General features: G+C 63.8%; 1 protein-coding gene. It reads right to left on the bottom strand.

What is annotated here, in order from left to right; genetic code table 11:
• On the bottom strand, positions 1-290 hold a 290-nt coding region (locus EN852_RS39610; protein WP_135879960.1), incomplete at both ends, for a transglutaminase family protein.

Here is a 290-nt window from a genome sequence, read left to right as displayed (position 1 = left end):
GTCCAGACCCTGAACAGGGTGAGCCGGTGCGGGCCGAAACTGTGTAGCAGCGGCACGTCGGTGGCGTCGCGGCCGCGCGCGATGACGACCCGGCCGATGCGTGGCTGGTTGTGGCGCGGATCGAACGTGTACCATTTGCCGTCGAGGAAGACTTCCATCCAAGCAGAAAAATCCATCGGCGCCGGATCGACCGGCACGCCGATGTCGCCGAGATAGCCGTTCACATAGCGCGCCGGAATGTTCATTGAGCGGCAAAGCGTGATCGCCAGATGCGCGAAATCGCGGCAGAC

This window comes from Mesorhizobium sp. M2E.F.Ca.ET.209.01.1.1 (assembly GCF_004010375.2).
In the GTDB taxonomy this organism is placed as follows: domain Bacteria; phylum Pseudomonadota; class Alphaproteobacteria; order Rhizobiales; family Rhizobiaceae; genus Mesorhizobium.
The sequence above is the reverse complement of the archived record's forward strand: the minus strand, read 5'-3'. Positions and strand labels throughout refer to the sequence as shown.